This is a genomic window from Rheinheimera texasensis DSM 17496, from assembly GCF_000711985.1.
In the GTDB taxonomy this organism is placed as follows: Bacteria; Pseudomonadota; Gammaproteobacteria; order Enterobacterales; family Alteromonadaceae; genus Pararheinheimera; species Pararheinheimera texasensis.
On the sequence record NZ_JONU01000008.1, the window covers coordinates 37,777 to 64,263 of the forward strand.

30 protein-coding genes and 1 riboswitch are annotated in these 26,487 nt (G+C 51.1%); of the genes, 17 read left to right on the forward strand and 13 right to left on the reverse strand.

From position 1 onward, the window contains the following. Positions 1-54: 54 nt before the first annotated feature. The 5 genes from radC to mutM all read left to right on the forward strand — a co-directional run bounded on the left by radC (position 55) and on the right by mutM (position 2,766). A complete protein-coding gene (radC, locus tag Q399_RS0106070; RefSeq protein ID WP_031566721.1) occupies positions 55-729 on the forward strand; it encodes a RadC family protein in 675 nt (224 codons plus the stop codon). A 165-nt stretch (positions 730-894) separates the two neighbouring features. Then, complete coding sequence (gene rpmB, locus Q399_RS0106075; RefSeq protein ID WP_031566724.1) at positions 895-1,131, forward strand: 50S ribosomal protein L28; 237 nt, start codon at positions 895-897, stop codon at positions 1,129-1,131. Between the two features lie 11 nt (positions 1,132-1,142). Beyond that, positions 1,143-1,298 (forward strand): 50S ribosomal protein L33, encoded by a 156-nt coding sequence (rpmG, locus tag Q399_RS0106080; RefSeq protein ID WP_031566726.1) that lies wholly within the window; start codon positions 1,143-1,145, stop codon positions 1,296-1,298. Between the two features lie 181 nt (positions 1,299-1,479). Further along, positions 1,480-1,944, forward strand: a complete 465-nt coding sequence (locus Q399_RS0106085; protein WP_031566728.1) for a hypothetical protein — start codon at positions 1,480-1,482, stop codon at positions 1,942-1,944. 12 nt (positions 1,945-1,956) lie between these two features. Next, entirely contained in the window at positions 1,957-2,766 is an 810-nt protein-coding gene (gene mutM, locus Q399_RS0106090) for a bifunctional DNA-formamidopyrimidine glycosylase/DNA-(apurinic or apyrimidinic site) lyase (protein ID WP_031566730.1), read from the forward strand. A 10-nt stretch (positions 2,767-2,776) separates the two neighbouring features. Here the strand turns inward: mutM and Q399_RS0106095 are convergent, their stop codons facing one another. Further along, positions 2,777-4,435 (reverse strand): ShlB/FhaC/HecB family protein, encoded by a 1,659-nt coding sequence (locus tag Q399_RS0106095; protein WP_051685817.1) that lies wholly within the window; start codon positions 4,433-4,435, stop codon positions 2,777-2,779. Positions 4,436-4,563: 128 nt separating this feature from the next. Further along, entirely contained in the window at positions 4,564-4,899 is a 336-nt protein-coding gene (locus tag Q399_RS0106100) for a hypothetical protein (protein ID WP_031566734.1), read from the reverse strand. A gap of 137 nt (positions 4,900-5,036) precedes the next feature. Beyond that, positions 5,037-5,133: riboswitch (TPP riboswitch) on the forward strand. A gap of 40 nt (positions 5,134-5,173) precedes the next feature. Here Q399_RS0106100 and Q399_RS0106110 point away from each other — a divergent pair. The 4 genes from Q399_RS0106110 to Q399_RS0106125 are packed head-to-tail and all read left to right on the forward strand — an operon-like array spanning position 5,174 to position 9,056. Further along, positions 5,174-7,315 carry a TonB-dependent receptor gene (locus Q399_RS0106110; RefSeq protein ID WP_211253220.1) on the forward strand — a complete coding sequence of 714 codons (2,142 nt, stop codon included), beginning with the start codon at positions 5,174-5,176 and terminating at the stop codon, positions 7,313-7,315. Positions 7,316-7,336: 21 nt separating this feature from the next. Then, complete coding sequence (locus tag Q399_RS0106115) at positions 7,337-7,585, forward strand: YkoF family thiamine/hydroxymethylpyrimidine-binding protein (protein WP_031566739.1); 249 nt, start codon at positions 7,337-7,339, stop codon at positions 7,583-7,585. Continuing rightward, positions 7,582-8,223 carry a nicotinamide riboside transporter PnuC gene (gene pnuC, locus Q399_RS0106120; RefSeq protein WP_031566741.1) on the forward strand — a complete coding sequence of 214 codons (642 nt, stop codon included), beginning with the start codon at positions 7,582-7,584 and terminating at the stop codon, positions 8,221-8,223. Before Q399_RS0106115 ends, pnuC begins: the two co-directional genes overlap by 4 nt. Then, complete coding sequence (locus tag Q399_RS0106125; protein WP_031566743.1) at positions 8,160-9,056, forward strand: phosphotransferase; 897 nt, start codon at positions 8,160-8,162, stop codon at positions 9,054-9,056. Before pnuC ends, Q399_RS0106125 begins: the two co-directional genes overlap by 64 nt. Here Q399_RS0106125 and Q399_RS0106130 read toward each other — a convergent pair. After that, the gene (locus Q399_RS0106130) at positions 9,030-9,212 is read right to left on the reverse strand and encodes a hypothetical protein (RefSeq protein ID WP_031566745.1); all 183 of its coding nucleotides are present in this window, start codon (positions 9,210-9,212) and stop codon (positions 9,030-9,032) included. The genes Q399_RS0106125 and Q399_RS0106130 overlap by 27 nt on opposite strands. A 243-nt stretch (positions 9,213-9,455) precedes the next feature. On the opposite strand from Q399_RS0106130, the gene Q399_RS0106135 reads away from it, so the two are divergent. The 8 genes from Q399_RS0106135 to Q399_RS0106170 all read left to right on the forward strand — a co-directional run bounded on the left by Q399_RS0106135 (position 9,456) and on the right by Q399_RS0106170 (position 19,420). After that, positions 9,456-11,591, forward strand: a complete 2,136-nt coding sequence (locus Q399_RS0106135; RefSeq protein ID WP_031566749.1) for a S9 family peptidase — start codon at positions 9,456-9,458, stop codon at positions 11,589-11,591. Between the two features lie 342 nt (positions 11,592-11,933). Beyond that, positions 11,934-13,502: a sodium/proton antiporter NhaB gene (gene nhaB / locus Q399_RS0106140; protein ID WP_211253222.1), complete on the forward strand. Its 1,569-nt coding sequence runs from the start codon at positions 11,934-11,936 to the stop codon at positions 13,500-13,502. 172 nt (positions 13,503-13,674) lie between these two features. Continuing rightward, on the forward strand, positions 13,675-16,476 hold the full coding sequence (locus tag Q399_RS0106145) for a monovalent cation/H+ antiporter subunit A (RefSeq protein ID WP_031566754.1): 2,802 nt from the start codon (positions 13,675-13,677) through the stop codon (positions 16,474-16,476). Then, positions 16,476-16,817, forward strand: a complete 342-nt coding sequence (locus Q399_RS0106150; RefSeq protein ID WP_031566758.1) for a Na+/H+ antiporter subunit C — start codon at positions 16,476-16,478, stop codon at positions 16,815-16,817. Before Q399_RS0106145 ends, Q399_RS0106150 begins: the two co-directional genes overlap by 1 nt. Next, positions 16,817-18,310: a monovalent cation/H+ antiporter subunit D gene (locus Q399_RS0106155; RefSeq protein ID WP_037045840.1), complete on the forward strand. Its 1,494-nt coding sequence runs from the start codon at positions 16,817-16,819 to the stop codon at positions 18,308-18,310. Before Q399_RS0106150 ends, Q399_RS0106155 begins: the two co-directional genes overlap by 1 nt. After that, positions 18,310-18,819, forward strand: a complete 510-nt coding sequence (locus Q399_RS0106160; RefSeq protein ID WP_031566762.1) for a Na+/H+ antiporter subunit E — start codon at positions 18,310-18,312, stop codon at positions 18,817-18,819. The genes Q399_RS0106155 and Q399_RS0106160 overlap by 1 nt, the downstream gene beginning before the upstream one ends. Continuing rightward, positions 18,807-19,076 (forward strand): K+/H+ antiporter subunit F, encoded by a 270-nt coding sequence (locus Q399_RS0106165; protein WP_031566764.1) that lies wholly within the window; start codon positions 18,807-18,809, stop codon positions 19,074-19,076. The genes Q399_RS0106160 and Q399_RS0106165 overlap by 13 nt, the downstream gene beginning before the upstream one ends. Positions 19,077-19,084: 8 nt before the next feature. Continuing rightward, positions 19,085-19,420 (forward strand): Na+/H+ antiporter subunit G, encoded by a 336-nt coding sequence (locus Q399_RS0106170; protein WP_031566766.1) that lies wholly within the window; start codon positions 19,085-19,087, stop codon positions 19,418-19,420. 30 nt (positions 19,421-19,450) lie between these two features. Here Q399_RS0106170 and Q399_RS0106175 read toward each other — a convergent pair whose 3' ends face one another. Genes Q399_RS0106175 through Q399_RS0106220 form a run of 10 tightly spaced genes read right to left on the reverse strand, consistent with a single transcriptional unit; the run spans position 19,451 to position 26,175 of the window. Beyond that, the gene (locus Q399_RS0106175; protein WP_031566767.1) at positions 19,451-19,726 is read right to left on the reverse strand and encodes an HPr family phosphocarrier protein; all 276 of its coding nucleotides are present in this window, start codon (positions 19,724-19,726) and stop codon (positions 19,451-19,453) included. Beyond that, positions 19,716-20,573 carry an RNase adapter RapZ gene (gene rapZ / locus Q399_RS0106180; RefSeq protein WP_031566769.1) on the reverse strand — a complete coding sequence of 286 codons (858 nt, stop codon included), beginning with the start codon at positions 20,571-20,573 and terminating at the stop codon, positions 19,716-19,718. Before rapZ ends, Q399_RS0106175 begins: the two co-directional genes overlap by 11 nt. After that, entirely contained in the window at positions 20,570-21,040 is a 471-nt protein-coding gene (ptsN, locus tag Q399_RS0106185; protein ID WP_031566771.1) for a PTS IIA-like nitrogen regulatory protein PtsN, read from the reverse strand. Before ptsN ends, rapZ begins: the two co-directional genes overlap by 4 nt. An 11-nt stretch (positions 21,041-21,051) precedes the next feature. Further along, positions 21,052-21,339: a ribosome hibernation promoting factor gene (hpf, locus tag Q399_RS0106190; RefSeq protein WP_031566773.1), complete on the reverse strand. Its 288-nt coding sequence runs from the start codon at positions 21,337-21,339 to the stop codon at positions 21,052-21,054. A gap of 29 nt (positions 21,340-21,368) precedes the next feature. After that, positions 21,369-22,850, reverse strand: coding sequence for an RNA polymerase factor sigma-54 (locus Q399_RS0106195; protein ID WP_031566775.1), 1,482 nt, complete (start codon positions 22,848-22,850; stop codon positions 21,369-21,371). Positions 22,851-22,899: 49 nt separating this feature from the next. Next, positions 22,900-23,625, reverse strand: a complete 726-nt coding sequence (gene lptB, locus Q399_RS0106200; protein ID WP_031566776.1) for an LPS export ABC transporter ATP-binding protein — start codon at positions 23,623-23,625, stop codon at positions 22,900-22,902. 1 nt (position 23,626) lies between these two features. After that, complete coding sequence (gene lptA, locus Q399_RS0106205; protein WP_031566779.1) at positions 23,627-24,115, reverse strand: lipopolysaccharide transport periplasmic protein LptA; 489 nt, start codon at positions 24,113-24,115, stop codon at positions 23,627-23,629. Continuing rightward, the gene (lptC, locus tag Q399_RS0106210; RefSeq protein WP_051685818.1) at positions 24,102-24,659 is read right to left on the reverse strand and encodes an LPS export ABC transporter periplasmic protein LptC; all 558 of its coding nucleotides are present in this window, start codon (positions 24,657-24,659) and stop codon (positions 24,102-24,104) included. The genes lptA and lptC overlap by 14 nt, the downstream gene beginning before the upstream one ends. Next, complete coding sequence (gene kdsC, locus Q399_RS0106215; protein ID WP_211253224.1) at positions 24,656-25,213, reverse strand: 3-deoxy-manno-octulosonate-8-phosphatase KdsC; 558 nt, start codon at positions 25,211-25,213, stop codon at positions 24,656-24,658. The genes lptC and kdsC overlap by 4 nt, the downstream gene beginning before the upstream one ends. Next, the gene (locus Q399_RS0106220) at positions 25,213-26,175 is read right to left on the reverse strand and encodes a KpsF/GutQ family sugar-phosphate isomerase (protein ID WP_031566784.1); all 963 of its coding nucleotides are present in this window, start codon (positions 26,173-26,175) and stop codon (positions 25,213-25,215) included. Before Q399_RS0106220 ends, kdsC begins: the two co-directional genes overlap by 1 nt. Positions 26,176-26,487: the final 312 nt, after the last annotated feature.

Here is a 26,487-nt window from a genome sequence, read left to right on the forward strand (position 1 = left end):
ACCATCAGCCAGAAACTGGCCGATAAGATACCACGAACTCAAGGACGAGTGATCATGACCATCAAGCAATGGCCTGCGGCCGAACAACCTCGCGAGAAATTATTAAGTTATGGGGCCGGCGCTTTGTCCGACGGTGAATTACTGGCGATTTTTCTCGGCCACGGCTGTGCCGGCCTCGATGCGGTGGCGATGTCACGCCAGCTGCTGCAGGATTTTGGCGGCGTGCGGGCGTTTTTCGCCGCGCCGCGCGGCCAGTTCTGTCGCCACAAAGGGCTAGGGGTGCATCGGTATGTGAAAACCCAGGCCGTGCTGGAGCTGTGTAAACGCTGCTTGTACCAGCATCTGCAGCGCGATACAGTGTTTTCCGACCCCGGCATGGTGAAACATTATCTGCAGTACAGCATTGGTCTGGAAACCCGTGAAGTCTTTATGACTTTGTATTTAGACAGTCAGCACCGTCTGATTAAAGCTGAACCACTGTTTTATGGCACGATTGATGCCTCTCCGGTCTATCCGCGTATTGTAGTTCAGAGCGCTTTAGCGCATAATGCCGCCGCCGTTATTTTGGCTCACAATCATCCATCCGGAGTTGCTGAGCCGAGTCGTGCTGACAGAGCAATAACGGAGCGCCTGACCCAAGCTATGGCTTTGGTCGACATCAAGTTATTGGATCACTTTGTGGTCGGCGACGCGGAGGTAATATCCTTCGCAGAACGCGGCTGGCTTTAAGATCTGAAAGGATCAACACGATCCTCGTTTAAACTTCAGGCGGAATCGCTTGAGTTTTGCCGGCTTATCGTGTATAAATTGCGCCCTTTCAGAAATCCGGGGCATTCTTCTTGGCCAGAAGGATGACGATAGCTCGAGCTGAAGTAATTTTGGAGATACATTGACATGTCTAGAGTGTGCCAAATCACTGGCAAAGGTCCGATGGTAGGTAACCGTCGTTCACACGCCAACAACGCAACAAAGCGCCGTTTCCTGCCTAACCTGCAAACTCACCGTTTCTGGGTTGAAAGCGAAAACCGTTTCGTCACGCTGCGCCTGACAACCAAGGCTATGCGTATCATCGATAAAAATGGTATCGATGCCGTTTTAGCTGATCTGCGTAAGCAAGGTCAAAAGGTTTAAGGAATTAGCAAATGCGCGATAAGATCCGTTTAGTTTCTTCTGCTGGTACTGGCTTTTTCTATACAACTGATAAGAACAAGCGCACCATGCCAGAAAAAATGGAAATCAAAAAATTCGATCCAAAAGTGCGCAAGCACGTGATTTTCAAAGAAGCGAAAATCAAATAATCGGATTTATTTCCAAAAACAAAACCCGGTCCTGTACCGGGTTTTGTTTTTTCTGCGATCTGGAATGCTGCAGCCCCCGGATTCATTGCCGGCTACAGTCGTCAGAGTTCTGCGCTCAGAAATTGGCGGGGGCTGCACTATCCGGTACACTGCCTGCATCTGCAGGCCATCAACGATTCCAATGCTGAAATTATCCCGCCAATCCTGGAACAATCTGATTATCTTCGGTGTACTGGCACTGTTTTTCTTGTTTTATATTGCACCAAATCATCTGGCGATGATGCGCAGTCAAAACACTGTGGTGACTGTGGTACAACCTGGTCAACGCATCCTGCAGTTAGAATTTCCCCAGGCTGTGTTAAAACAAGCCGGGCCAGTCTGGCGGCTGGAACCGGCAGTGGCCGCAGTCAATGCCGACATGTTGCTGCAGAGCTGGCAAAGTCTGCAGTTACCCTTACCGCAGCAAAACGATGCTTTAATCCTGGCGCAGGTTTGCCGCGTACAGCTGTCGCAAAGTGGTGAGGCAGCCTCTGCAACCTGGCAGATTATGCTGGACCAGCAGCAGTGGTATCTCCAGCAGCAGCAGTTTTTATTCCCGATAGAAAAGGCCACTGCAGATCAGCTGTGCCCGCCGTCTTTACGTTAATCCGGAGTTGTTATGCCTGAATTGCCAGAAGTTGAAGTTTCCCGGTTAGGCATCACGCCGCATTTAAGCAACAGGACCATCCGCCGTATTGATGTCCGTCAGCCGATGCTACGCTGGCCGGTACCGGCTGAAGTGATGGCTGTAACGAATGCGCCTGTGCTGAGCGTCAGTCGCCGCGCCAAATACCTGCTGATTGAGGTGCCTGGCGGCAGCATTATTCTGCACCTTGGCATGTCCGGTAACTTAAAGATTTTGAGCGCCGATACACCGGCCGGCAAACATGACCATGTCGATATTGTGTTGGATAACCACACCTTATTACGCCTGAACGACACTCGACGTTTTGGTGCAGTGCTTTGGCAGGTAAGTGGCACTGAACATCCGTTGTTAACCACTTTAGGGCCTGAGCCTTTGACGCCGGCCTTTGATGCGCAGCAGCTGTATCAGCATTGTCAGAAACGCAGCAGTGCCATCAAGCTGGTGCTGATGGACAATCACGTCGTGGTTGGCGTTGGTAACATTTATGCCAATGAATCGTTGTTTAAAGCCGGTATTTTGCCGACCAAACCGGCCAATCAGTTAACGCTGGCGCAGTGTGCGGTGCTGGTGGAGGTGGTGAAACAGATTCTGGCGCAGGCTATTACCCAAGGCGGTACCACGTTAAAAGACTTTAGTCAGGCCGACGGTAAACCCGGTTATTTTAAGCAGGAACTGCTGGTGTATGGCCGCGGCGGTCAGGCATGTGTCAGTTGCGACAGCGAGTTGGAAGAAATTCGCTTAGGCCAGCGCAGTACCGTGTTTTGCCGGCATTGTCAGGCCTGAGCAGACTGCGTTAAAACGGTCGTTTAGCAATTAAACGCCAGCGCCAGCCGGACAATTCCGGATTGTCGCTGACCGGTTTGGCCAAATCGATACTGATCACACTGCCACGGCTGGAGTGGCTCGGTAACAGCCGGATGCCAATGCCGTAACCTGCCAGATTTTGCTCATCATCAGGCCCGGCCGGGCGTTGTGGATTGTCCCAGGCACGGCCGGCGTCGACAAAACCAGCCAGTGCCACATCCAGCAGCTGCCAGACGTGCCAGTGCGTGATATAGCGATACTCCAGCGAGGCAATCGCCGCTTTATCCCCGGTCTGATAATACAGCGGAAAAGCGCGCATGCCCTCGTCACCACCAATCGTCATGCGCTGGTCCCGAAACAGGTTTTTACCGACCGACCATTGCAGCTGTGCGATGAGTACCTGCTGTTCCGACAAATGCCGCACATAACGCAGCTCGCTCTGAAATAGCTGCTGTTCCTGCAGCTGATTACGGTGTAACTGTGAGTAACTCAGCCTGCTAACCAGCCAGCTGATATCGTTGATTTCAAAGTTCTTTTGCACGCTGGCCTGCCAATGCCAGCCGCCCTGATCGGCGCCCAGGCTTTCCAGCAACCGGCCAAGCCGCAGCGACACCTGCCAGCCGAAATTGACGTCTTCGACCCGGTTCCATAAAAAGAAGTTGGTCAATTCCCGGTAATCCGATTGCAGGAATTCCCAGCTGAGCCAGACCTGAGATAGATCGCGGTTGTCAGGTGGCGCCTGCGTGCTGTCGTTATTGCGGTCAAACTTGCGCTCATCCAGCGTCGAGCCGACATTAAAATGCTGCACACTGTCGCTGTCGCGCCAGAAACTCCAGCCACTACTCAATTCTATCAGCTGCTGATTACTTTTATATTCGTTGTAAACGTCACCGCGGGCATATTCACTGATATCTTTGATTTCTTTAAAGATATCCAGGTTGTACGCGCGCTCGGACGACAGCCGGTAAAAAGGTTTGGCCAGATTGAGCCGGTAACTTTCGCCATCCGACGTATCGGCGTATTGCATCGTCGTTTGCCAGTGGCTGCCACTGATGTTGGGGCTATGAAACTGCAGTTTGTAACCATCGCGCTCGCTGTCGGTGAAATATTCAATCTGCGCCTGATTACCGGTGCCCCATAGGTTATCCTCAGCCAAACCCAGATTGGCTTTGGTGGCACCACCGCTGTGGCCCAGCGAAAGCCGTGGCAATAACGACCAGTTGTCCCAGCTGCGCACTGTAACTTCAACTGTGCGACTGCTCGGGCAATAGGCCGAGACGACGATGTCGGCGTGACGCAAATACCGGCGTGAACGTAATAACCGCTCAGTTTCGGCCAGCACGCTGAGGTTGAGTGGCTCGCCCTCGCTGAATAGCAAATCTTCGCGCAAGGCAGCTTCAGTGGTGATGACGTGGTAGTCGTTGGCAAAGCGGTGAAACCAGACGCTGTGTTTGCTGCTGAGGTCAAAAATGTCATTGCGTTCAAAGTGGATCTTGCCGATGTGCCAGTGCTGTGCGGCTTCAGGTAATTCATCAGAGGTTGTCAGCGGCAAACAGGTTTCCGCGGCCAGCAGCGGGCCGGCGCTCAGTGGCAACAATAACCCTAAGTAACCAGATAATAAGACTTTTGCCAATCGGATCCGTCGCATCACAGCTTCCTTTTGTTCCGGAACGATGCGGCTCAGTTAATGTGGTTTGGTCGAGAAATGCAAGAGGGAAGTGCGATCTAGATAGCAGAGAATACAGCTCTGCCTGCTGGCAGAGCTGTGGTGACGACTTACATTTTGCCGTCTTTTTTCTTCAGTGATTTTAATAATGCGACCTGGCTGGGTGACAGCTTGATCACGCTGCCCGGATATGCGCGGCCGGCTGGATAATCCCACTCGCGTGGACGGGATTCTTCAACAATCTTTTTAAAGCTGGCACAGACAGAATTGCTGGGTTTGGCGCCAAGTTTTTTGGCGTAGGCTTTCAGATATTCATCTGACGCACCTTCATTGGATAACAGGCAATAGCCTTCGGTAGAGTAAACAACTTCTTCTGATTCCTCAGCAAAAGCGATGTTGCTGGTCAGAGCCCCGGCTGCCAACAGGATGATAAGACTTTTTTTCATAATTTTCCTCTTGTTATAACTGCACGTCAAAAATGACGTTCTGTTTAACCCTAGCTGCTGATATTTAATTTGCCAGTTTGTACCCAGATGAATTTTTCTGCTTTCTTGCGGCTGTATAGAAAAGCCGCTAAACTGCCGGCCAAACCAAGGGGTGCAATCGCTGAGATGCCGCAAGGCAAACCCTTAGAACCTGATCCGGGTCATACCGGCGGAGGGATGGTGTGAAAACTTCCAGCTGCACGCGCGTGATCCCGGTCGTTACCGGAGCAAATTGATGTTACGTGCCTTCTCGCCTTTATCTTATTCTATAAATTCTGCTGTAACTCCGCAGCATTCACCGCTGCTACCGGCGTTATCTGTCATTGCCTTGCTTGTTTCCGGCGCAGTACACGCCGAAGAGCAGGCTGTTTCTGTGCAGGATGTCGAACGGATTGAAGTGCGTGGTGATTTCCGTCAGACCAATCTGCAAAAATTACCAGGCAGTGTAGTGGTGTTGGGCGATAGCGATATCAAACGTCAGTCTGCACAGCATCTTGATGATTTAATTGCCAATATTGCTAATTTAAACGCGTCCGCCGGCGCGTCACGCAGCCGGTTTCTGCAAATGCGCGGCGTTGGTGAGCGCAGTGAGTTTGTCGACAATATCAATCCTTCTGTAGGCTTACTGGTCGATGGTATCGACTATTCTGCGCTTGGGCTGTTATCACTGGCCGACACGGCGCAACTCGAAGTATTCCGTGGCCCTGAGGCGACACGCTTTGGTGCCAATGCGCTGGCCGGCATGCTAAACCTGCAAACTGCAGACCCGCTATTTGCCAGCGAAGGCCGTGTGCAACTGACGGCGGCAAATTACGATAGCTGGCAAGCCAGCATGATGCTGAATCAGGCAATGACCGATCAAATTGCTGTGCGGCTGGTGGCGGATCAGCAAAAATCAGACGGCTTTATCCGCAACGATTTCCTTAAGCGCGAAGACACCAACGGCATCGACGAAACCACCTTTCGGCTAAAAACCCGCTATCAGCCTAATCAGGATCTGACACTGGATTGGTTGTGGAACCATCATGATATCGATAATGGTTATGATGCATTTTCGCTGGATCGTAATCGCACCACGCTGTCGGACCAACCAGGGCAGGACAAACAAGATGTAGACGCCAGCGCGTTGAAACTGCAGTATCAGGGTTTTGCCAACGTGGATAGCTTGACCCAGCTTAGTCTGCTTCGGGCGGACACCGATTATGGTTACGATGAAGATTGGGGTTATGTTGGCCTGCATCCGGACGAATATTCATCGACTGACCAATATCTGCGTGAGCGGGATTTCCTCAGTCTGGAACAGCGTTTTATCAGTAAAAATCAGCAGGGGCATAACTGGGTAGCAGGTTTGTACGCTAGCCAGCAAGCAATTGATTTAACCCGTTTATATACCTGGCTAGATCAGAATTTTATCAGTGATTTTGAACGGCGGAACCTAGCTTTGTATGCCGAAAATCAACAGCAACTGGCGCCGGATTTAACCCTGACTTATGGCGGCCGTGTTGAGCAATACCAAGATGAATACAACGACAATAATGGCATCGATACCGACGGCGATGACCAGATGTGGGGCGGTAAGCTCAGCCTTGCTTATCAGGTCAGCCCACTGAGCCAGATTTATGGTTTAGTGTCAAAAGGCTACAAAGTCGGTGGCGTCAATGGTGAAGGCCTGGCAGAAACCCTGAACCCGAAACTGAGCGGGTTAAAAGATTTTTTACTGAGCAAAGCCACTTTTGCGCCAGAACAGCTGATCAATGCGGAGTTTGGGGTCAAAGGTCAGAATGCCGATCACAGCCTGGTCAGCCGGGTCTCGGCATTTTACATGTGGCGCGAGGACATGCAGCTCAAAGCCTGGATTAACCAGGGCACCAAGTTTGTCGGCTACATCGATAATGCCTTCAGCGGGCGCAACTATGGTCTGGAAACCGAAAACCGCTGGCAGCTGAACCCTGCACTTGTCCTGCATGTTAGTGGAGCTGTGCTGAAATCTGAGATCCGCGGTTTTGTTACCAAAGGTGGTCTCGATATGAGTGGCCGTGCTCAGGCACAGGCGCCAGAATATCAGTTCAGTGTTGGGGCGGATTGGTCGCCGCTGGAAGCGCTGCAAATCTCGGCGCAATATGCCCACAAAGATGGTTATTTTTATTCTGATTCGGAAAATATCCGCGCCTCACACAGTAACTTGCTGAATCTTCGCGCCAGCTATCAATGGTCGCAGTGGGAACTGGCGCTGTGGAGCCGCAACTTACTGGATGAAACTTATGGCGTGCGTGGATTCTATTTTGGTAACGATCCACGCGACAGTTACACCGACCACCTGTACGAGCAGTTTGGCGAGCCACGTCGGATTGGCCTGACCGCGACTTATCAGTTCTGAACTTATTAAAAGGACATCGTGATGCAACTGTCGATCGAAATCAGTAAATATCCGCTGACCAGCGATTACATCGAACCTATCAAAGGGTTTATCGAAGAGCTGAATAAAGAAGCCGGCCTGCATGTGCTGACCAATACCATGAGCACGCAGGTTTTTGGTGAATACGATACGGTGATGGCGGCGCTGCAACGTTGCATCCGCTGGTCGTTTGAACGGTATGGCAAAGTGGTGTTTGTGGTGAAGTTCCTGCACGGTGATTTGCGGCCATGATGGAACTGTGGCAACAGCTGCTGAACCAGTGGCAATTACAGACGGCGCTGGAGCTGATAGCGACAGTGCTGGCACTGTCCTATACAGTACTGGCCATTCGTCATAGTTTGTGGTGCTGGCCAGCTGCACTGGCCAGTACTGTGCTGACGCTGCAAATTATGCTCAGTGCCAACTTGTACACTGATGCGCTGCTGCAGCTGTATTACGCCGGCATGGCGCTTTATGGCTGGTGGAACTGGCAGCAACTGCGTAACCAGACTGGTCAGGCGCAGCAAGTGGTCGAGTGGCGCTGGCAACAACATGTGGTATTGATTAGCCTGACAGCGGTGGCTGGGTTGTGTCTGGGGTTTCTGATGCAGCACTACACAAGTACCGATTTTGCCTGGCTCGGCGCGCAAATCAGTTGTTTTGCTGTGGTGACGACCTATCTGGTCGCGAAAAAGGTGGTGTCGAACTGGCTGTATTGGATAGTGATTGATGCGGCATCAATTTATATGTATCTGCAAAAAGATCTGTATTTTTTCAGTGCGCTTTTTGTTATTTATACGCTGACCGCAGCTTCGGGATATATCGCATGGCGCAGCAACTACCGGCAACAGCAACTGAACAACGCATCTGGCATCTGTGTCAGCGGCTAGAGTTTTTTGCTAATCACCTGCCGCTGGCGTTGCAAAAGCTGGCGGCCAGCAGTACCAACGATAATTATTATGTGCATACCCAGCGTGGACACTATCTGGTACGGCATTACAGACCCGGTGTGGCCGGAGTCTGCCGGCAGCAGGAATTACGCTGTCAGCATGCCGCTGCTGCAGTCGGCGTGGCGCCAGCGCCGCTTTGTCTGAATAACCATCAACGCATTTTAATCAGCGATTTTCTGACCCACAGCCGGCATTTTGACTGGGAGCTGCATCATAACCACATGCTGCAGCTGGTCGAAAAATTAGTGCGCTTGCACAAGTTAAAAGTGCAGACGGCAGTGCTTGACCCTTATGTCTATCTGCAGCAACTACGTGACAAGGTGGAGCAACAGCCCTGGTCAGAACAGGATGAACAGGATTGGCAGCGTTTACGGCAGGCGGCTGCTTTGTTTACTCAGTTACCGGGCGATCAGGTGCTCTGCCATATGGATTTGCACAGCGGCAATATTCTGTTGCAGCACCAGCAACTATGGTTGATTGATTATGAATATTGTCAGCAGGCGGACAGTGCTTTTGATTTGGCGGCTTTGTGTCTGAATCTTCAGCTGAATGATACAGAACAGCAGCAGTTGCTGAGCCTGTACCTGCAATTCCGGCCAGAAGCACGTCAGGCGCTGGCTCAACGGTTGCAGTTTGCCACTTTGTTATACAGCGGATTTTGTTGGTTGTGGTACAAATCGCTGGAGGGAGGCGCCGACAAAGCGAAACTGGCGCAAACTATGTTGCGCCAGTTACAAGTACCGTTGTCAGATCCCGCCAAGTCGCTCAGCTAAAACCTTATAGCGTTTGACGTCGTCCTCCTCAAACATAGGTTTCCCTGCGTCGTCCTTGCCAGCCGGGACTAATAAATTTTCCCGCGCCAGTCGCTCGACCCGGATATCCTGAATTGATAAAAAAGCCGCTACTTCGGCTACAGTCATTAAAGCCATGATGGTTTCCTGCGTGATGTATCTCGTTAATATAAGCGCAGAAATTCTGCTTTGTGAATACTGAAGGCCGGTACAAAGGTTAACTTAACCAATTAAGCCCGGAAATAATCCTTCCTTACACTTTAATCGCCTGCTGTGGCTGAGATTTAGCCGCATAGCGCTGGGCAGTGTTGTGGCGGATATGTTAAATATGCAAGGTTGTCATAGCACACGCATGAAGCAAAAAAATTACAGGAAACCAATATGGCGAAGAAAACAAACTTACCCTGGGCGACACTACTCGGAGCCAGCGCCGTGCTGATCAGCGGGCTGAGTCAGGCCAGTCAGCCGGTGCAGGCACCGGTAGCGGCGCAAGTTCCTTACACAGTAAAATCGCCGCATGGCGACCGGGTTGATCCTTATTACTGGATGCGGGACGACAAACGGCAGGACCCAAAGGTGCTGGCGCATCTGCAGGCCGAAAATGCTTATTACCAGCAATATGCCGGTAAATATCAGGACCTGACCAAAACACTGACCGACGAAATCATCGGCCGGGTCAAGCAGGACGACAGTTCTGTACCAGCGAAAAAAGGCGATTACAGCTTCTATACCCGGTTTGAAACTGGTCAGCAGTATCCCATCTATCTGCGCAAAGTGCTGAAAACCGGTGAAGAGCAGGTGCTGCTTGATGTGAACAAAATGGCGGCTGGCAAAGATTTTTATCAGATTGGTAATTATGCTGTCAGTCCGGACCAAAAACTGCTGGCTTATGCTGAAGATACCAATGGCCGGCGTCAGTACACAGTCCGTATCCGTGATTTAACTACCGGCAAAGATCTGCCAGACAGCATCACTGGTGTTGAAGCCTCGCTAGCCTGGTCGTCCGACAGCAAGCATCTGTTTTATATTGAAAAAGACAAACAGACTTTGTTAGGCAACAAGATTCGCCGCCACCAGCTCGGTGAAGCGGTTGCCAAAGACGTGCTGATGTACGAAGAAAAAGACAACAGTTTTTATACCGGTATTGGTAACAGCAGCGATGACCAGTTTGTGGTGTTGTGGCTAGGCAGTACTGTGTCTTCGGAGATCCGGGTATTACCGGCCAATCAGCCGACCGGCGAGTTTAAAGCGCTGGCACCGCGCCAACGCGATTTTAAATATGAAGCCGACCATTTAGGCAATCGATGGATTATCAGCACCGACTGGAACGCACCCAATAACCGCATTATGGCGGTGGCGGACAACCAAATCGGCGACCGCTCGCGCTGGACTGAATTGTTGCCACACGACAAAAACGTGTTTATTGAATCTTTCCAACTGTTTAACGACTATTTGGCCATTAATGAGCGCAGTGAAGGCATTAATCGCATTCGGGTGTTACCGTGGCAAAACCCTGCCAAGGCCAGTTATATCAGTTCGGATGAACCGGTTTATGTCGCGTCAACTGACGTCAATCTGGAGCAAAACACTGAGTGGCTGCGCTACAGCTATACCTCGCTGACCACGCCTAACTCGATTTATGAAGTGAATCTGAAAACCGGCGAGAAAAAACTGCTGAAACAACAGGAAGTGCTGGGTGGGTTTGACCGGGCGAACTATGTGACTGAGCGGGTCTGGGCGGAAGCCCGTGATGGTACTAAAGTGCCGGTGAGTTTGTTGTACCGCAAAGGCTTCAAAAAAGATGGTTCAGCACCGCTGTATCAATACGCTTACGGCTCCTATGGTTCGTCAACAGCACCAAGCTTCCGCTCCAGCGTGTTGTCATTGGTCGACCGTGGATTTGTCTATGCTATTGCCCATATCCGCGGTGGTCAGGAGATGGGCCGTCACTGGTATGAAGATGGTAAGTTACTGAAAAAAATTAATACTTTCACTGACTTCATTGATGTCACTGACTATCTGGTGAAACACCAGTATGCGGCGAAAGACAAAGTCTTTGGCATGGGCGGCAGCGCTGGTGGTTTGTTGATGGGCGCTGTGGCCAATATGGCGCCGGAAAAATATCGTGGTTTAGTAGCGCATGTGCCTTTTGTGGATGTCGTGACCACTATGCTGGATGAATCTATTCCGCTGACGACCAATGAGTTTGACGAGTGGGGCAATCCGAAACAAAAAGCCTATTACGACTATATGTTGTCGTATTCCCCTTATGACCAGGTGAAAAAGCAGGCGTATCCGGCATTGCTGGTCACTACCGGTCTGCATGACTCGCAAGTCCAGTATTTTGAACCAGCGAAGTGGGTCGCTAAACTCAGAACCCATAAAACCGATACACAGCCATTATTATTCCGTACCAATATGGAAGCGGGTCATGGCGGCAAATCCGGCCGGTTCTCGCGTTTAAAAGAGGTGGCTGAGGAATATGCTTTTGTACTGTCGCTGCTTGATAAGAAGTAAATATTAATCAGTAAGATAATTGTTCGACCACCGAACCCGGCCACCTGGCCGGGTTTTTCATTTTGCGTAGACAGTTGACGTGGCGCTGCTTGCACTGCCACAGCCAACGGTAGCCTCAGTTTACTGGTCGCAAATTTCAGCCTGTATTCATAAATGTCATGTCGCTGCCATAGACATTTTTCCCTGAACTCGGGTATAAGAAACTGACGTCGTTGATGTTTTTCGGGACTTTTGCCTGCCTGACCTACTGGTTGCACAGGCGAAACAGCGCAATTACGCTACATTCAAAGTTAGTTGTAAGCTGTTAACGAATAAATCAGATAATAACAAGTGAGATCCTCTATGAAACCATCAGGCATGGCGCTTGCGCTTTACACCAATTTCCTCGGGCAGTCGCCCAACTGGTACAAACTCACCATTATCGCGTTTATGTTTCTGAATCCTTTAGTTTTTATTCAGAATCCTTATGTCGCCGGCTGGTTGCTGGTCATAGAGTTTATTTTCACCCTGGCGATGGCGTTAAAATGCTACCCGCTGCTGCCCGGTGGTTTACTGGCGATCCAGGCGATAGCGATGGGCATGACCAGCACTGAAAAGGTCATGCACGAAGTGTCGATTAATATTGAAGTGATCCTGTTGCTGGTTTTCATGGTGGCAGGTATTCACTTTGTCAAAGATCTGCTGTTGTTTGTGTTTACCAAGCTTTTGATCCGCGTTCGTTCAAAGACGATGATTTCATTGGCTTTTGTTTTAATGTCGGCGTTTTTATCGGCCTTTTTGGACGCGCTGACCGTTATTGCGGTGATCATCGGGGTCGGCGTCGGCTTCTATGCGATTTATCATAAGATTTCGTCAGGTAAGACCTTTGTTGACCCGCATGATCACACCGTTGACCATGAAGTCGTCGAGTTGTCCCGGGCTGACCTGGATGCCTTCCGTGGTTTTTTGCGCAACTTATTAATGCATGCCGGTGTAGGTACTGCTTTGGGTGGCGTGTCTACGATGGTGGGGGAGCCGCAAAACCTGATTATCGCGGCGGCGGTGGGTTGGGATTTTGCTGAATTTGCCCTGCGGATGTCCGCGATTTCTATTCCAATTCTCATCTGCGGCATGTTGACGACAGTCGTTGTCGAAAAATTCGGCTGGTTTGATTTTGGTGTGCGTTTACCTGTCGCGGTGCAAGATGTGCTGATTGCTTATGACAATTATCAAACCTCACGCATGCAGGCTGCTGACATCACCAAGCTGTGGACGCAAGGCGTTATCGCTGTGTTGTTGATTCTTTGCCTGAGTTTGCATATTGCCTCTGTGGGTTTAATTGGTCTGATGGTCATCATTCTGGCGACCACGTTTTGTGGTGTTACCGATGAACATGCGATTGGCCATGCCTTTAAAGAAGCATTGCCTTTCACCGCTTTATTAGTCGTATTTTTTGCGGTGGTTGCAGTCATTATTGACCAGCATCTGTTTACTCCGGTGATTCATTGGGTGTTGACCTTTGACGGTCAGTTGCAGCTGGCGGTGTTGTTTATGGCAAACGGCGTGCTGTCGATGGTCAGCGATAATGTCTTTGTCGGCACTGTGTATATCAGTGAAGTCAAAGCTGCATGGGAGGCCGGACGCATCAGCCGCGAACAGTTTGAGATGTTAGCCATTGCCATTAATGCCGGGACTAACCTGCCAAGCGTTGCAACGCCAAATGGTCAGGCGGCTTTTCTGTTCCTGCTGACCAGTGCTTTGGCGCCGTTGATCAGACTGTCGTATATGAAGATGGTTTGGATGGCGTTGCCATATACTATTGTTTTGGCGGTTGTGGGGCTGCTTTCAACTGTTTTCCTGTTGCCAGAAGTGACACACTATTTCTACAGTGTGGGTTGGATCCATCATTATGTGCCGGGGGCGGCGCATTAATTTATCGCTGAAAACGGGGTATTCACCGGTCTGAATACTCCGTTCAGCGCTACGGGTCTTGAAAATTGCCTGTCCCACCCAGACTGGCAGCATGACTGGTTTAATTTGTGATGTGATACTGTGCGGGCTTTGGGCTGGTTTCAGCATTCACATCTGCTGAAGAGGTTCTGGCATGGCGTTATTACTACCGTGGATTTTGTCCATCCCTCTGTTCAGTATCGTTATTCTGCTGTTGTTCCGTCAGCTGTCCCGAAATCAACAAACCCTCATCGCACTTTTAGCGCCAATTGCAGGCTTGTTGCTGTTGGCGCCGATGATCCCTGATTTGCTACAAGGTGCGGTGTTTCAACAGCAATGGCAATGGTTGCCGGTATTGGGCCTGCAATGGACATTCCGCTTAGATGCTTTAGCGCTGTTATTTAGTTTCTTGATTTTCGGCATTGGCTTGTTGGTGATTTTTTACGCCCGCTATTACCTCAGCGCTTCCGATCCGATGCCGCGGTTTTATGCCAGCTTGTTGCTGTTTATGCTGGCGATGCTCGGGATTGTGCTGTCCGGTAATGTGCTGCAGCTCTGGATGTTTTGGGAGCTGACCAGCATCAGTTCATTTTTACTGATTAGTTATTGGTCACACCGCTCTGACGCCCGCAAAGGCGCCCGTCTGGCGCTGACAGTGACGGCCGCAGGTGGCCTGGCGTTACTGGTCGGTTTGATTTTGCTTGGTCAGGTTGCCGGCAGTTATCAGCTCGATGTGATCTTAAGTAAAGGCCCGCAGATTATTGCTGATGCGCAGTATCCGCTGATCCTGGTACTGATTTTATTGGGCGCTTTTACCAAATCTGCGCAGTTTCCGTTTCATTTCTGGTTACCCAATGCGATGGCTGCGCCAACACCGGTCAGTGCCTATCTGCACTCGGCGACCATGGTCAAAGCCGGCATTTTCTTATTAATCAGGCTGTATCCGGCCATTGCCGGCACCGACTTGTGGTTTAGTCTGGTCAGTCTCGCTGGCTTATTAACCTTGTTAACCGGCGCTTATTTTGCGTTGTTTCAGCACGACATCAAGGGCTTATTGGCCTATTCAACGATTTCGCATCTGGGTTTGATCACACTGTTACTTGGCCTGGATACTGATTTGGCTACAGTGGCAGCGATTTTCCACATCATCAACCATGCGGTGTTCAAAGCATCGTTATTTATGGCGGCCGGCATTATCGACCATGAAACCGGTTCGCGGGATATGCGGAAAATCAATGGCTTATGGCATTTTATGCCGGTGACCGCCAGTCTGGCGATGGTGGCGGCCGCGTCAATGGCCGGGGTGCCGCTATTGAATGGTTTTTTATCGAAGGAAATGTTTTTCAGTCAGACGCTGCACCAGAGTGTGCTCGGCGCGCTCAGCTGGTTGTTGCCGCTGCTGGCAACGCTTGCTGCGGTGTTTTCGGTCGCTTATTCGGCCCGCTTTATTCATGATGTATTTTTTAACGGCAAGCCGATCGGCCTCGACAAAATCCCCCATGAGCCACCGCGTTATATGCGGGTGCCGATGGAAGTGTTGGTGGCATTGTGTATTGGCGTCGGTGTGTTCCCACAGTGGCTGGTGGGCGATATCCTGTTGGCCGCCTCTACTGCCGCCTTACAACAGACGCCGCCGGCCTACAGCCTGGCCTTGTGGCATGGTCTGAATCTGCCGTTACTGATGAGTGTGGTCGCATTTGTCGCCGGTATTGTGCTTTATATCAACCGTAAAGAATTATTCCTGTTTCAGGCCGGTTTTCAGTCAACGCTGGCTATTCATCGTTTTGAGGGGCAAGTTCAACGGTTAGTCCAGCGCTGCCGGCAGTTCAGCCAATGGGCTGAACCAGGTAGACTGCAATGGTACATAGCGGCGATGTTGTGGGCTACGGTGTTGCTGGCTGGCTATCCGTTGTTACAGCTGAATTCGTTACAAGGTGAGAGAGGGTTGCTGCCAACAGACTGGTTCAGTGCGGTGTTAGTTGTCATCATGGTGCTGGCAGCTATGGCTACTGTGATCTGGCAACGTCAGCGATTACTGGCGCTCATTATGATTTCAGTGGTCGGACTGATGCTGAGTTTATTATTTATCCGTTTCTCCGCACCTGATTTGGCATTGACGCAGCTGGCGGTAGAAGTCGCGACTGCTGTGTTATTGATGCTGGCGCTGTATTTCCTGCCACACCGCAGCCCAAAGCAAAGCGCACACGCCACTTTGTTACGCGACCTGATATTGGCTGGCAGTTGCGCTATTGTCGTCGGCAGTCTGGCTTACCTGATGCTGACACATCAGGCCGATTCGGTATCATCTTATTTCCTCGCCAATGCGAAATCCGGCGGTGGTGGCACCAATGTGGTCAATGTGATCCTGGTCGACTTCCGTGGTTTTGATACCTTTGGCGAAATTACGGTATTAGGGATTGCAGCGCTGGGTATTTACAAACTGCTGACCGGCATTCCGCGCTTTAAACCCAGCGCTGACGCAGATGGCCGCAGCTGGGCGCTGGACGCACATCCGTTGCTGCTGCGCGTGGTGTCCCAAGGTCTGTTGCCGCTGGCGCTGCTGGTATCAGTGTATCTGTTCTTCCGCGGTCACAATTTACCAGGTGGCGGTTTTGTCGCCGGTCTGGTCACTGCTGTGGCGCTGATCATGCAGTACATCGCGCATGGCGTGGATTGGGTCAAGCCGCGGTTAAACCTGCAGTTTTCTGCGCTAGTTGCCAGCGGCATTTTAATCGCATGGTTGACCGGCGCCTTCAGCTGGTTGTTCGGCAAGCCGTTTTTAACCTCATGGTTTGATTACTTTGATATTCCGCTGTTAGGACAAATTGAACTGGCCAGTGCAATAGCCTTTGATTTGGGCGTGTACCTGACGGTTGTGGGTTCGACCTTATTGATTTTGGCGAATCTTGGCAAACTCACCACCCGGCATAAACCAGAACACCGAGGACAAATCTGATGGAACTGCTCATCGCTATTGCTATTGGTTTGCTGACCGGATGTGGCGTATTACTGATTTTACGGGGGCGTACTTTCGCTGTGATGCTTGGCCTGACGATGTTGTCTTATGCCGTTAATCTGTTCATTTTTGTCAGTGGCGGGCTTACTGCCGGGGCAGGCGCTGTACTGGGTGCCTCGGAGCAATATGCTGACCCGTTGCCACAGGCCTTAGTGCTGACGGCGATTGTGATAGGTTTTGCCATGACGGCTTTTCTGGTGGTACTGGCTATCCGCGCCCGGGCTGAACTTGGGCACGATGAAGTGGATCTGCAAAAACCAAACACGCGGGGAGGTGCCTGATGCAACATCTGCCCATCCTGCCTGTTCTGCTGCCAGCATTGTTTGCGGTGTTATTGTTGCTGCAACCACAGCAGGCGTCTGTAAAATTCCGGCGTGTCGGTAGTGTGCTGGCGATGCTGTTGAATCTGTTAGTTGCAACCGCGTTGCTGTGGCAACAAACCAATGTACCGGCCAGTCATTATCTGCTGGGTAACTGGCCGGAACCCTTTGGTATTCTGCTGGTGGCTGACCAGTTATCTTCGCTGTTTGTCTGGCTGACGACTTTGCTGACGCTGGCGGTTGCTGTTTACAGCTGTGCCGGTGACGATGAAAAAGGCGCGTACTTTCACCCGCTACTGCATTTTTTGCTGATGGGCCTCAATGGCGCTTTTCTCACCGGCGACTTGTTTAACCTCTTTGTATTTTTTGAAGTGCTGTTGATTGCCTCTTACGGTTTGCTGGTGCACGGCGGCGGCAAAAAGCGGATCCACTCAGCGCTGCATTATGTAGTGCTGAATCTGGTGGGTTCTGCTCTGTTTTTACTGGCGCTGGCTTTGTTGTATGCGATGCTTGGTTCTTTGCATATGGCGGATATGGCGCAGCACATCAGTACGTTAACGCCGTCTGAAACGCTGGGCGTCAAGGCTGCAGCCGGTTTGTTGCTCATCGTCTTTGGCTTAAAAGCCGCGCTGTTGCCGTTACATTTCTGGTTGCCGGCCGCTTACAGCCAGGCCAGTGCTCCGGTCGCAGCTGTGTTCGCTGTGATGACCAAAGTTGGCGTTTATAGCCTGCTGCGGGTCTTTGGCCTGCTGTTTGGCGCCAGCGCCGGCGCTTTGACAGGTTACGGTGATGCCTTGCTGTGGTGGGGGGGCTTACTGACGATGCTGCTGGCTGCTGCTATGGTCCTGGCCGCCGTGGATTTAAAGAAGCTGGCGGCAGCGCTGGTGCTGCTGTCGGCCGGCACCTTGCTGGCCGCACTTGGTAGCGGCAACGCACAAGTGAAAGCCGCCGCACTCTATTATGCGGTACATTCCAGCTGGATTGGCGCCATTTGGTATCTGCTGTCGGATCTGATCGCCCGGCAGCGTGGCAGTGTTGGCGACCGATTGGTCCCCGGGCCGCGTCTACCGCAGGCGACTCTATTGGGCTGGCTTTTTGTATTCAGTGCTTTGGTGGTGATTGGTATGCCGCCGTTCTCGGGCTTTGTCGCGAAGTTATGGTTGATCCAGGGGCTCAGCACGACTTCGCATGGCATGTTGCTGATTGGCATATTGTTGCTCAGTAGTCTGGCAGTGCTGGTGGCATTCAGCCGTGCCGGCAGCGTGTTGTTCTGGCGTGCTCAACCGCCAATTGCCAGCGCGACACCAACAATTATTCCTTCAGAGCGGACTCAGGTGTTTGCCATCGTCCTGCTGCTATTGGCAGGCCTGCAGCTGGTCGTTTTTGGCCAGTGGTGGACGCAGTTCTGCGCTGATGCGATAGCGCAGTTAACTGCTGTGAGTGGAGGTTACTGATGCAAAACAGCTTATTTGCCACACCACTGCGTAGTACTTTGTTATTTCTGGTTTGGTGCGCTTTGCATAACAGCGTTTCACCTGTGGTGTTGCTTAGCGGTGTGATCCTCGCGTTATTGATCCCGTGGGTCAGCCGCGGGTTTCGTGAAGTGCAGCCACAGGTCAAGCGCTATGGTTTGTTTGGCCGTTATCTGTTGATGGTGTTGTGGGATATCGTGGTGGCTAATCTGCAGGTGGTGAAAGTCGTGCTGGGGCGAAACAGTGCTCTGAAACCGGGTTTTGTGCTCTTGCCGTTGGATCTGAAAGAACCCTTGCCGCTGACAATTCTGGCCGCCACTATTTGCCTCACCCCAGGCACAGTCAGTGCAGAGCTGTTACCGCGAGAGGCGGATGCGCCACAGTTTTTATTGTTGCATGTGCTGGATTTGCAGGATGAAGCGGCGTTGATCCGCGAGCTGAAACAACGTTACGAAGCACCGTTGCAGGAGATTTTCGCATGTTCAGTCTGATTTTGCTCGCAGTGATGGCGGTGATTATTCTGGCGCTTTGTCTGAACATATGGTCGCTGTTACGTGGTCCGGCAGTGGCTGACCGCTTACTGGCGCTGGATACTATGTATATCAACAGCATCGCCTTGTTATTAGTGTATGGCGTCTATGCCAGCAGTCAGCTGTATTTTGAGGCGGCGTTGCTGATTGCGATGCTGGGGTTTGTCAGCACTGTGGCAGTGTGTAAATTCCTGTTGCGCGGCGATATCATCGAATAGGAGCGTTTATGACGACATTGGAATGGCTGATCAGCGGCTTGTTGTGCGTCGGTGCATTGTTTGTGCTGCTGGGCTCGGTGGCGCTGCTGAAACTGCCGGATTTTTATACCCGGCTGCACGGGCCGACTAAAGCGACCACTTTGGGGTTAGGCAGTCTGGTGCTGGCGTCTATGGTTTTTTTCAATCTGCAATTAGAGACGCTGAGCTTGCAACAGCTGTTGATTGCGTTGTTTTTGTTTATTTCAGCGCCAGTGACTGCGCATATGCTGATTAAAGTGGCGATGCATCACAAGCTGAAACATCATCACACTACACAAGGTGTTGATAAACTACCGGCAGATTAGTCTGCCGTGCTTGTGGCATTTGCGGGGGTTTTAATTTTCGTCGAAGCCGGCGCGGATCAGCGCGGTGACAGCCGTTAAAGCGGCTTCAGCTTGCGCGCCTGTGGCGACCACATCAACATTCTTGCCTTTACTGCTGGCAAGCATCAACAGCGCCAGCACACTGCTGGCATCGGCACTACGGCCTTCCTGCTGTAATTCAATTTTGGCATCAAACTGCATACACAACTGTGCCAGTTTCGTGGCGGCGCGGGCATGTAAGCCTAATTGATTGACGATAGTGACAGTTTCTTTAAAGCTATTTGCCATGGTGACGGACTAACTCCCGGTGACGGATTTGCACGTCTTCGCGTAAGGCCCGGAAACTCTCCGCCAAAGACTCAACAATATAAACAGAGCGGTGCTGGCCACCGGTACAACCAATAGCAATGGTCAGATAACTGCGGTTATTGCGTTCCAGATGCGGCAACCAGGTGCTGATAAAGCTGTTGATTTGCCAGGTATATTTGGCAACAACCGGCTGGGCTTCCAGATAATCTTTTACCGGCTGATCAAGGCCGGTCAGAATTTTCAGCTCAGGTTCCCAATGCGGATTTGGCAAAAACCGGGCGTCGAAGACAAAGTCCGCGTCTTTAGGAATGCCGTATTTGAAGCCAAAAGACTCAAACAGCATCACCAGCCGGCCGGTTTTCTGGCCCAGGATCCGCTCACGCAGCTGTTCGGTCAGCTGATGGACGTTCAATTCAGTAGTGTCGATATACAAGTCGGCGCGGCTGGAGATGGGGTCCAGCAGCTGCTGCTCACGCTGTATCGCTTCATCCAGTGACATCGCCTGATGCGACAACGGATGTAGCCTTCGGGTTTCACTGAAGCGTTTAATCAGGCTGGTATGGTCGGCATCGAGATACAGAATAGTCAGCTCGACCTTGCGTGGCAGGTAAGACAGGATCTCGGTCAGTTCCTCCGGTTCCTGTGGCAGGTTGCGCACATCGATGCTGACTGCAACCCGCTCATACTGCCCCATCACCGCATTGGCCAGCGTTGGCAGCAAGTTGACCGGAATATTGTCGACACAGTAGTAGCCCAGATCTTCCATCACCCGTAGTGCTACGGATTTGCCGGAACCTGATCTGCCGCTGACTACCAGGAGTTTCATTTGGCGGTTCCTGTATCGGCGCAGCTTAATAACAGCTGGTAAAGTGCCTGATCAGAACCGGCATGGCGAATTTTGCGGGTGATTTCTTTTTGACTCAATAAGCGGGCGATACCGGCTAATGTGGTCAGGTGCGTCTGGCATTGATTTTCCGGGATCAGAATGGCACAGAAGATATCCACTGCCTGATTATCAATAGCATCAAACTGGATGGCATCCTGACTGACGACAAAGACCAGCACTGGCGACGTGACTCCTTTGAGCTTGCCGTGCGGAATGGCGATACCACCACCAATCCCGGTCGAACCCAGTTTTTCCCGTGCCATCAAAGCTTCGAATACAGTGGATTCGGCAAGCTCAGGCATATGCTGGTGCGCCAGTTCCGCAATGTATTCGAGGATACGTTTTTTACTATTAAAAAGGACCGCACTTTTTGTGCAGTCCTCCGATAACATTGAGCTTAGGTTCATAAATCCAGAGTTCAGTGACGAGAAATTTTCTCTTTGTGTTTGATGACCTGGCGATCCAGTTTGTCGATCAGGAGGTCAATCGCAGCGTACATGTTATCATCTTCACACTGCGCAAACACCTCTCCGCCGTTTAAATGCAGTTTAGCCTCGGCGATTTGTTTTAACTTCTCGACATTGAGCACGACATGCACATTGTTGATATGGTCAAAATGTCTCTCAAGTTTGGCAAATTTGCTGTCTACATATTCTCTCAGTGCTGCAGTAATTTCTACATGACGACCAGTTAGATTAATTTGCATAGACATTTCCTTCTTAGATGAGCACTTACTTAAAGCAAGCTCTTGCGCTGATTAGACGGCGGAATATAAAGCGATTCCCGGTACTTGGCGATGGTTCGCCGCGCCACGTTAATCCCTTGCTCCGACAGGATCTCAGCCATTCTGCTGTCACTCAGCGGTTTGGCCGGATTTTCCGCTGCCACCAATTTCTTAATAAAGGCCCGGATAGCGGTTGATGAACATTCGCCACCGCTCTCTGTACTGACATGACTGGAAAAGAAGAACTTAAGTTCAAAAATTCCGCGCGGAGTATGCATATATTTCTGGGTGGTCACCCGGGAAATGGTTGATTCGTGCATGCCGACCATCTCTGCCACATCATTGAGCACCATAGGCTTCATGGCTTCTTCGCCGTGTTCAAAAAACGCCTGCTGTTGCTGCACTATACAGTTGGCCACTTTTAATAACGTTTCGTTACGACTTTCCAGACTTTTCAGAAACCACTTCGCTTCCTGCAAATGGGAACGAATAAACTGACTGTCTGATGAGTTTCGCACTTGCCGCGACATCGCCGCGTATTGTTCATTGATTCTGATCTTTGGAAAGGCATCCGGGTTAAGTTCGACCATCCAGCGGCCTTTCACTTTTTTTACTGACACATCGGGAATGGTGTATTGCTGTTCTTCCCGGATCACGTCCGCACCGGGGCGCGGATTCAGACTGTGGATGAGCCGCATCACTTCTCGCAGATCATCTTCTTTCAGTTTAGACACACGCATCAGAGAACGGAAATCACGATTAGCTAAATATTCGCTGTGATGCTTAATAATGTCGCAGGTTTCTTTCAAAAATGGCGTATCAGGCGCGAACTGGCGTAACTGGATTAGCAGACATTCCTGAATACTGCGGGCGCCGACGCCGACCGGGTCAAATAACTGAATGCGTTTGAGCACAGCTTCAACTTCATCCAGTTCAATGTCTTCAAGCCCCAGCGACTCGAGTACTTCCTCACAGCTGATGGTCAGTAAGCCGTTCTCGTCGATAGCTTCAATAATAATTTCGGCGATGGCGCGGTCTGTTTCGCTAAAAGGTGTTAACTGCATCTGCCAGCGCAGGTAGTCCTGCAATGTTTCAGTGGTTTCGCCCTGAAACACCATGTCCTCATCCGGCGAGCCTGTGCCGGCAACCGGTGCGGCGCTGACCATGTCATCCCAGTTGCTGTCGAGTGGTAAATCTTCTTTGATATTCTGTTCGGTCATCGACTCGCTGCTATCCGGGATCTCCGGTTCAGCATATTCGTCGGCGGCGTTGTGTTCAGCACCGGTATCGGTGGATGGCGGTTCATTGCTACTTGTATTGGATTCGGAAAAACTGAATTCATCTTCAGCCTCAAGCAGCGGGTTGGCGTCCAGCGCTTCCTGGATTTCCTGTTGCAATTCAATGGTCGACAACTGGAGCAGCTTGATAGCTTGCTGCAGCTGAGGCGTCATTGTTAGTTGCTGTCCAAGCCGAAGTTGTAAAGATGGCTTCATGTACTTCTTGTCACTCCTGACGACCAGTTGGGAACTGGTTTTTTGCTAACTATAGCCTGAATTGATCCCCGAGGTATACATCCCTGACTTGCTGATTGGCCAATACTTCAGCGGGTGAACCGGATGCAATCAACTCCCCATGACTGACGATATAGGCGATCTCGCAAACATCAAGGGTCTCGCGGACATTATGATCGGTGATCAGTACGCCGATGCCGCGATTACACAGGTGCTGAATGATTTTTTTGATATCCAGCACTGAAATCGGGTCAACACCGGCAAAAGGTTCGTCCAGCAGGATAAAGGCCGGATTGGCAGCCAGGGCGCGGGCTATTTCAACGCGGCGGCGCTCACCACCGGACAGGCTCATACCGAGACTATTGCGGATATGGGTGATATTAAATTCGTCCAGCAATTCATCTGCGGTTTGTTCGCGCTGATCTTCAGTTAAATCTTTGCGCGTCTGCAAAATCGCCATCAGGTTATCAAATACTGTCAACTTACGGAAAATCGAGCTTTCTTGTGGCAAATAGCCAATGCCCTGCCGCGCTCTGGCGTGGATAGGGTCAAAAGTGATGTCCTGGCCACCGAGAGTGATTTGACCTTTGTCGGACGGTACCAGGCCAACAATCATATAAAAAGTGGTGGTTTTGCCGGCACCGTTTGGGCCTAACAGACCAACGATTTGCCCGGCACCCACTTCCAGACTGACGTCTTTAACAACCTGCCGGCCTTTGTAACTTTTCGCCAGATGTGCGGCAACGAGCTTTTTCAACCTATTTTCCTTCCGAGGTAAAGATAGTTGTGACCCGCTCTTTGCCTTCTTCGCTTTCGGCGCTGAGTTGTTGTTTCAGCAGGTCATATTCAATTTTGGCGCTGCGGACCAGACTGCCGCTTTGAGTGATTTCTGCTTTGCCGGTCAAGGTTAGTACCCGGGTTGCCATGGCATAACGAATTTCTTCCGCACTGGCCTGAATAGGTTTTTCGCCATCCAGTACCTGGGAATACACCGCTGGCTTGCCCACCGCGATAAACACTTCTTTGCCTTCACCGGCGGAACGGTCAACGGTTAATTTGTCCGCTTTGATCAGCAAAGTGCCTTGTTTGACAATGACGTTGCCGGAATAAACCAGCATCTGCTGTTTCAGACTGGCTTCGTTGCGATCCGCGTTTACTTCGATTGGTTCGCTGAAATCAGTTGTTTTGGCGAACACCGCCGTGCTGAGACAAAGAACCAGTAGCGCGCTCAGCTTATTGATTTTCATGTTGGTATACCGTCCCCTGATGCTTGAACAAACGCAGTTTCTGCGTGATTAAATCGGCCTGCAAGCCCTGGCCATGGATTTGGAAGCTCTGGCCTAACACCAGTACCGGATGATCGGTTTGCAGTAACTGGCTATCCAGCAGCATCTCAAGTTGCTCGGTCTGGATCTGCCGGAACATTTCGTCCTGATGTAAATTGTCGACCTGGACATTCTGTTCCAAGATCACTTTATTGTCCTGATAAAACACACCCTGAGCACTACTGATTTGCCAGCGGGGCAGCCGCTCTTCATACAAAGTATAAGCGGGCTGCTCAAACTGGATCTGGCCCAGTTGCTCAAAATGCGCCATTTGCGCAGCTTTAACCTGGCCGGATAAATTGCCGTCTTTGTCAAAGCTACGCCGTGTCAGTTGATAGGCGACAAAGTCGGGGACCAGTTCACGCTCTACTGCGGCATGTTTGGGCGTGTCTGCCGCCTCAATCCAACTGTACAATATGACGCCGCCAGTCACGACCAGAAATAACCAGAACAGTTGCCGGATCATGTGCTGCTTCCTGAAAATGTACCGAACTGTTGCTGACTGAGTAGCAAAAGATCACAAAGTTCACGCACTGCACCAAAACCGCCCGGCAGGCTTGTCGTTAAGGCCGCGTGACGTCTGAGTAACGGATGCGCATCTGCTACCGCCACCGGCAAACCGACATGTTGCATCACGGCCCAGTCCGACAAATCATCACCGATGTAAGCAATCTGCGAGTTTTCAATCGCAAGCTGTTGTTTCAGTTGTAGATAAGCCGGCATTTTGTCTTCCTGGCCCTGAAAAATATACTGCACTGTTAACGCCTGCATGCGCTTTTCGACGATGGCTGAGCGCCGTCCGGTGATAATGGCTACTTCAATGCCGGCCTGTCGTAATGCTTTAATGCCATAACCGTCACGGGTGTGAAAGGCTTTCAGTTCCTCACCATCATTGCCCAGATAAATCCGGCCGTCAGAAAACACACCGTCAACATCACAAATCAGCAATTTAATCTGCGCCGCTTTGGCTTCGACATCTTTACCGATCGGCTGATACATTTCGCGATAAGTCATGGCCATCACAGCACTCCTGCCCGTAACAGGTCATGCATGTTTAACGCGCCAACCGGGATGTGCTCCGGGCTGACGACCATCAATGCATTGATTTTCTTCTGTTCCATAATTTTCAGCGCTTCGGCAGCCAGCATTTCTGCCCGGATTGTGACACATTTTCGGGTCATCACGCTGGAAATCAGCGTCTGATGGATATCAATACGCTGGTCCAGAATACGGCGTAAATCACCGTCGGTGAATATCCCGGCGAGACGGCCCTGCGAGTCAAGAATGCCCGTCATACCGAGGCCTTTGCGGGAAATTTCCAGTAATGCTGCGGAGATAGTGGCGTTTTCGTCGACCAGCGGGATTTGTTCATGTTCATGCATGATATCGCTGATCCGCAGCAATAAGCGTCGCCCAAGACTGCCGCCCGGATGTGACAGTGCAAAATCGTCTGCGGAAAAACCACGGGCTTCTAATAAGGCGACCGCCACAGCATCACCCAATGCCAAAGCGGCCGTAGTGCTGGCGGTGGGTGCCAGGCCAAGTGGGCAGGCTTCCTGTGCCACTCTGGCGCACAGATGAATGTCAGCCAGTTTGGCTAACGTGGATTCGGAATTGCCGGTGACGGCGATGATGGCGATGCCCAGACGTTTCAGCACTGGCAACAGTTTCAAAATTTCTTCGGTTTCGCCGGAATTGGACAGTGCAAACACAATGTCCTGTTGCGTGATCATGCCAAGGTCGCCGTGGCTGGCTTCGCCGGGATGAACAAAAAACGCCGGAGTGCCTGTTGATGCCAGTGTCGCAGCGATTTTATTACCGATATGGCCGGATTTACCCATGCCGGTCACAATGACCCGGCCTTTGGTGTCGAACATCAACTGGCATGCGTGATTAAAATCTTGATTAATATAACTTTTGAGACCGATTATCGCTTGAGATTCAATGTCCAGAACGCGGCTGGCTGTCTCGCAAAAATTCATACTTACCTCAATTTTCCGGCCCGGTTTGGCCCGGTGGCGGCGGTTTTATTAAGCTGATATTCAGTTAAGGCCGGCAAAATGCGAACTATACGCAATTCGCCTGGTACCGGGCTGAAAGCAGGTGCCGAACCTGCGGGCATTTTCCAGTTTCTGCCGGATAATTGCAAAAAAACCTGTAAAAAACCGCGGCAGAGCTTTATGTCAGAACCATTCGCAGGTCTGCCATCTTGCGCCAGGATAGGGTTCCAATTCGACCCGGTACACAAGACTGTAAACAGTTCGAAATTCTGCAACTGATACTTACAATTTTTC

What these genes read in the sequence shown, in the direction of transcription:
- Q399_RS0106145 (WP_031566754.1), top strand. Translation starts at nt 13,675, where the DNA reads ATGGCGTTATTACTACCGTGGATTTTGTCCATCCCTCTGTTCAGTATC.
- rpmG (WP_031566726.1), top strand. Translation starts at nt 1,143, where the DNA reads ATGCGCGATAAGATCCGTTTAGTTTCTTCTGCTGGTACTGGCTTTTTC.
- hpf (WP_031566773.1), bottom strand. Translation starts at nt 21,339, where the DNA reads ATGCAAATTAATCTAACTGGTCGTCATGTAGAAATTACTGCAGCACTG.
- Q399_RS0106175 (WP_031566767.1), bottom strand. Translation starts at nt 19,726, where the DNA reads ATGGCAAATAGCTTTAAAGAAACTGTCACTATCGTCAATCAATTAGGC.
- Q399_RS0106150 (WP_031566758.1), top strand. Translation starts at nt 16,476, where the DNA reads ATGGAACTGCTCATCGCTATTGCTATTGGTTTGCTGACCGGATGTGGC.
- Q399_RS0106160 (WP_031566762.1), top strand. Translation starts at nt 18,310, where the DNA reads ATGCAAAACAGCTTATTTGCCACACCACTGCGTAGTACTTTGTTATTT.
- Q399_RS0106115 (WP_031566739.1), top strand. Translation starts at nt 7,337, where the DNA reads ATGCAACTGTCGATCGAAATCAGTAAATATCCGCTGACCAGCGATTAC.
- lptA (WP_031566779.1), bottom strand. Translation starts at nt 24,115, where the DNA reads ATGAAAATCAATAAGCTGAGCGCGCTACTGGTTCTTTGTCTCAGCACG.
- rpmB (WP_031566724.1), top strand. Translation starts at nt 895, where the DNA reads ATGTCTAGAGTGTGCCAAATCACTGGCAAAGGTCCGATGGTAGGTAAC.
- ptsN (WP_031566771.1), bottom strand. Translation starts at nt 21,040, where the DNA reads ATGAACCTAAGCTCAATGTTATCGGAGGACTGCACAAAAAGTGCGGTC.
- Q399_RS0106110 (WP_211253220.1), top strand. Translation starts at nt 5,174, where the DNA reads ATGTTACGTGCCTTCTCGCCTTTATCTTATTCTATAAATTCTGCTGTA.
- Q399_RS0106155 (WP_037045840.1), top strand. Translation starts at nt 16,817, where the DNA reads ATGCAACATCTGCCCATCCTGCCTGTTCTGCTGCCAGCATTGTTTGCG.
- nhaB (WP_211253222.1), top strand. Translation starts at nt 11,934, where the DNA reads ATGAAACCATCAGGCATGGCGCTTGCGCTTTACACCAATTTCCTCGGG.
- Q399_RS0106130 (WP_031566745.1), bottom strand. Translation starts at nt 9,212, where the DNA reads ATGGCTTTAATGACTGTAGCCGAAGTAGCGGCTTTTTTATCAATTCAG.
- kdsC (WP_211253224.1), bottom strand. Translation starts at nt 25,213, where the DNA reads ATGGCCATGACTTATCGCGAAATGTATCAGCCGATCGGTAAAGATGTC.
- Q399_RS0106135 (WP_031566749.1), top strand. Translation starts at nt 9,456, where the DNA reads ATGGCGAAGAAAACAAACTTACCCTGGGCGACACTACTCGGAGCCAGC.
- Q399_RS0106170 (WP_031566766.1), top strand. Translation starts at nt 19,085, where the DNA reads ATGACGACATTGGAATGGCTGATCAGCGGCTTGTTGTGCGTCGGTGCA.
- Q399_RS0106085 (WP_031566728.1), top strand. Translation starts at nt 1,480, where the DNA reads ATGCTGAAATTATCCCGCCAATCCTGGAACAATCTGATTATCTTCGGT.
- mutM (WP_031566730.1), top strand. Translation starts at nt 1,957, where the DNA reads ATGCCTGAATTGCCAGAAGTTGAAGTTTCCCGGTTAGGCATCACGCCG.
- pnuC (WP_031566741.1), top strand. Translation starts at nt 7,582, where the DNA reads ATGATGGAACTGTGGCAACAGCTGCTGAACCAGTGGCAATTACAGACG.
- Q399_RS0106125 (WP_031566743.1), top strand. Translation starts at nt 8,160, where the DNA reads ATGGCGCAGCAACTACCGGCAACAGCAACTGAACAACGCATCTGGCAT.
- radC (WP_031566721.1), top strand. Translation starts at nt 55, where the DNA reads ATGACCATCAAGCAATGGCCTGCGGCCGAACAACCTCGCGAGAAATTA.
- lptC (WP_051685818.1), bottom strand. Translation starts at nt 24,659, where the DNA reads ATGATCCGGCAACTGTTCTGGTTATTTCTGGTCGTGACTGGCGGCGTC.
- Q399_RS0106095 (WP_051685817.1), bottom strand. Translation starts at nt 4,435, where the DNA reads ATGCGACGGATCCGATTGGCAAAAGTCTTATTATCTGGTTACTTAGGG.
- Q399_RS0106165 (WP_031566764.1), top strand. Translation starts at nt 18,807, where the DNA reads ATGTTCAGTCTGATTTTGCTCGCAGTGATGGCGGTGATTATTCTGGCG.
- Q399_RS0106195 (WP_031566775.1), bottom strand. Translation starts at nt 22,850, where the DNA reads ATGAAGCCATCTTTACAACTTCGGCTTGGACAGCAACTAACAATGACG.
- rapZ (WP_031566769.1), bottom strand. Translation starts at nt 20,573, where the DNA reads ATGAAACTCCTGGTAGTCAGCGGCAGATCAGGTTCCGGCAAATCCGTA.
- Q399_RS0106220 (WP_031566784.1), bottom strand. Translation starts at nt 26,175, where the DNA reads ATGAATTTTTGCGAGACAGCCAGCCGCGTTCTGGACATTGAATCTCAA.
- Q399_RS0106100 (WP_031566734.1), bottom strand. Translation starts at nt 4,899, where the DNA reads ATGAAAAAAAGTCTTATCATCCTGTTGGCAGCCGGGGCTCTGACCAGC.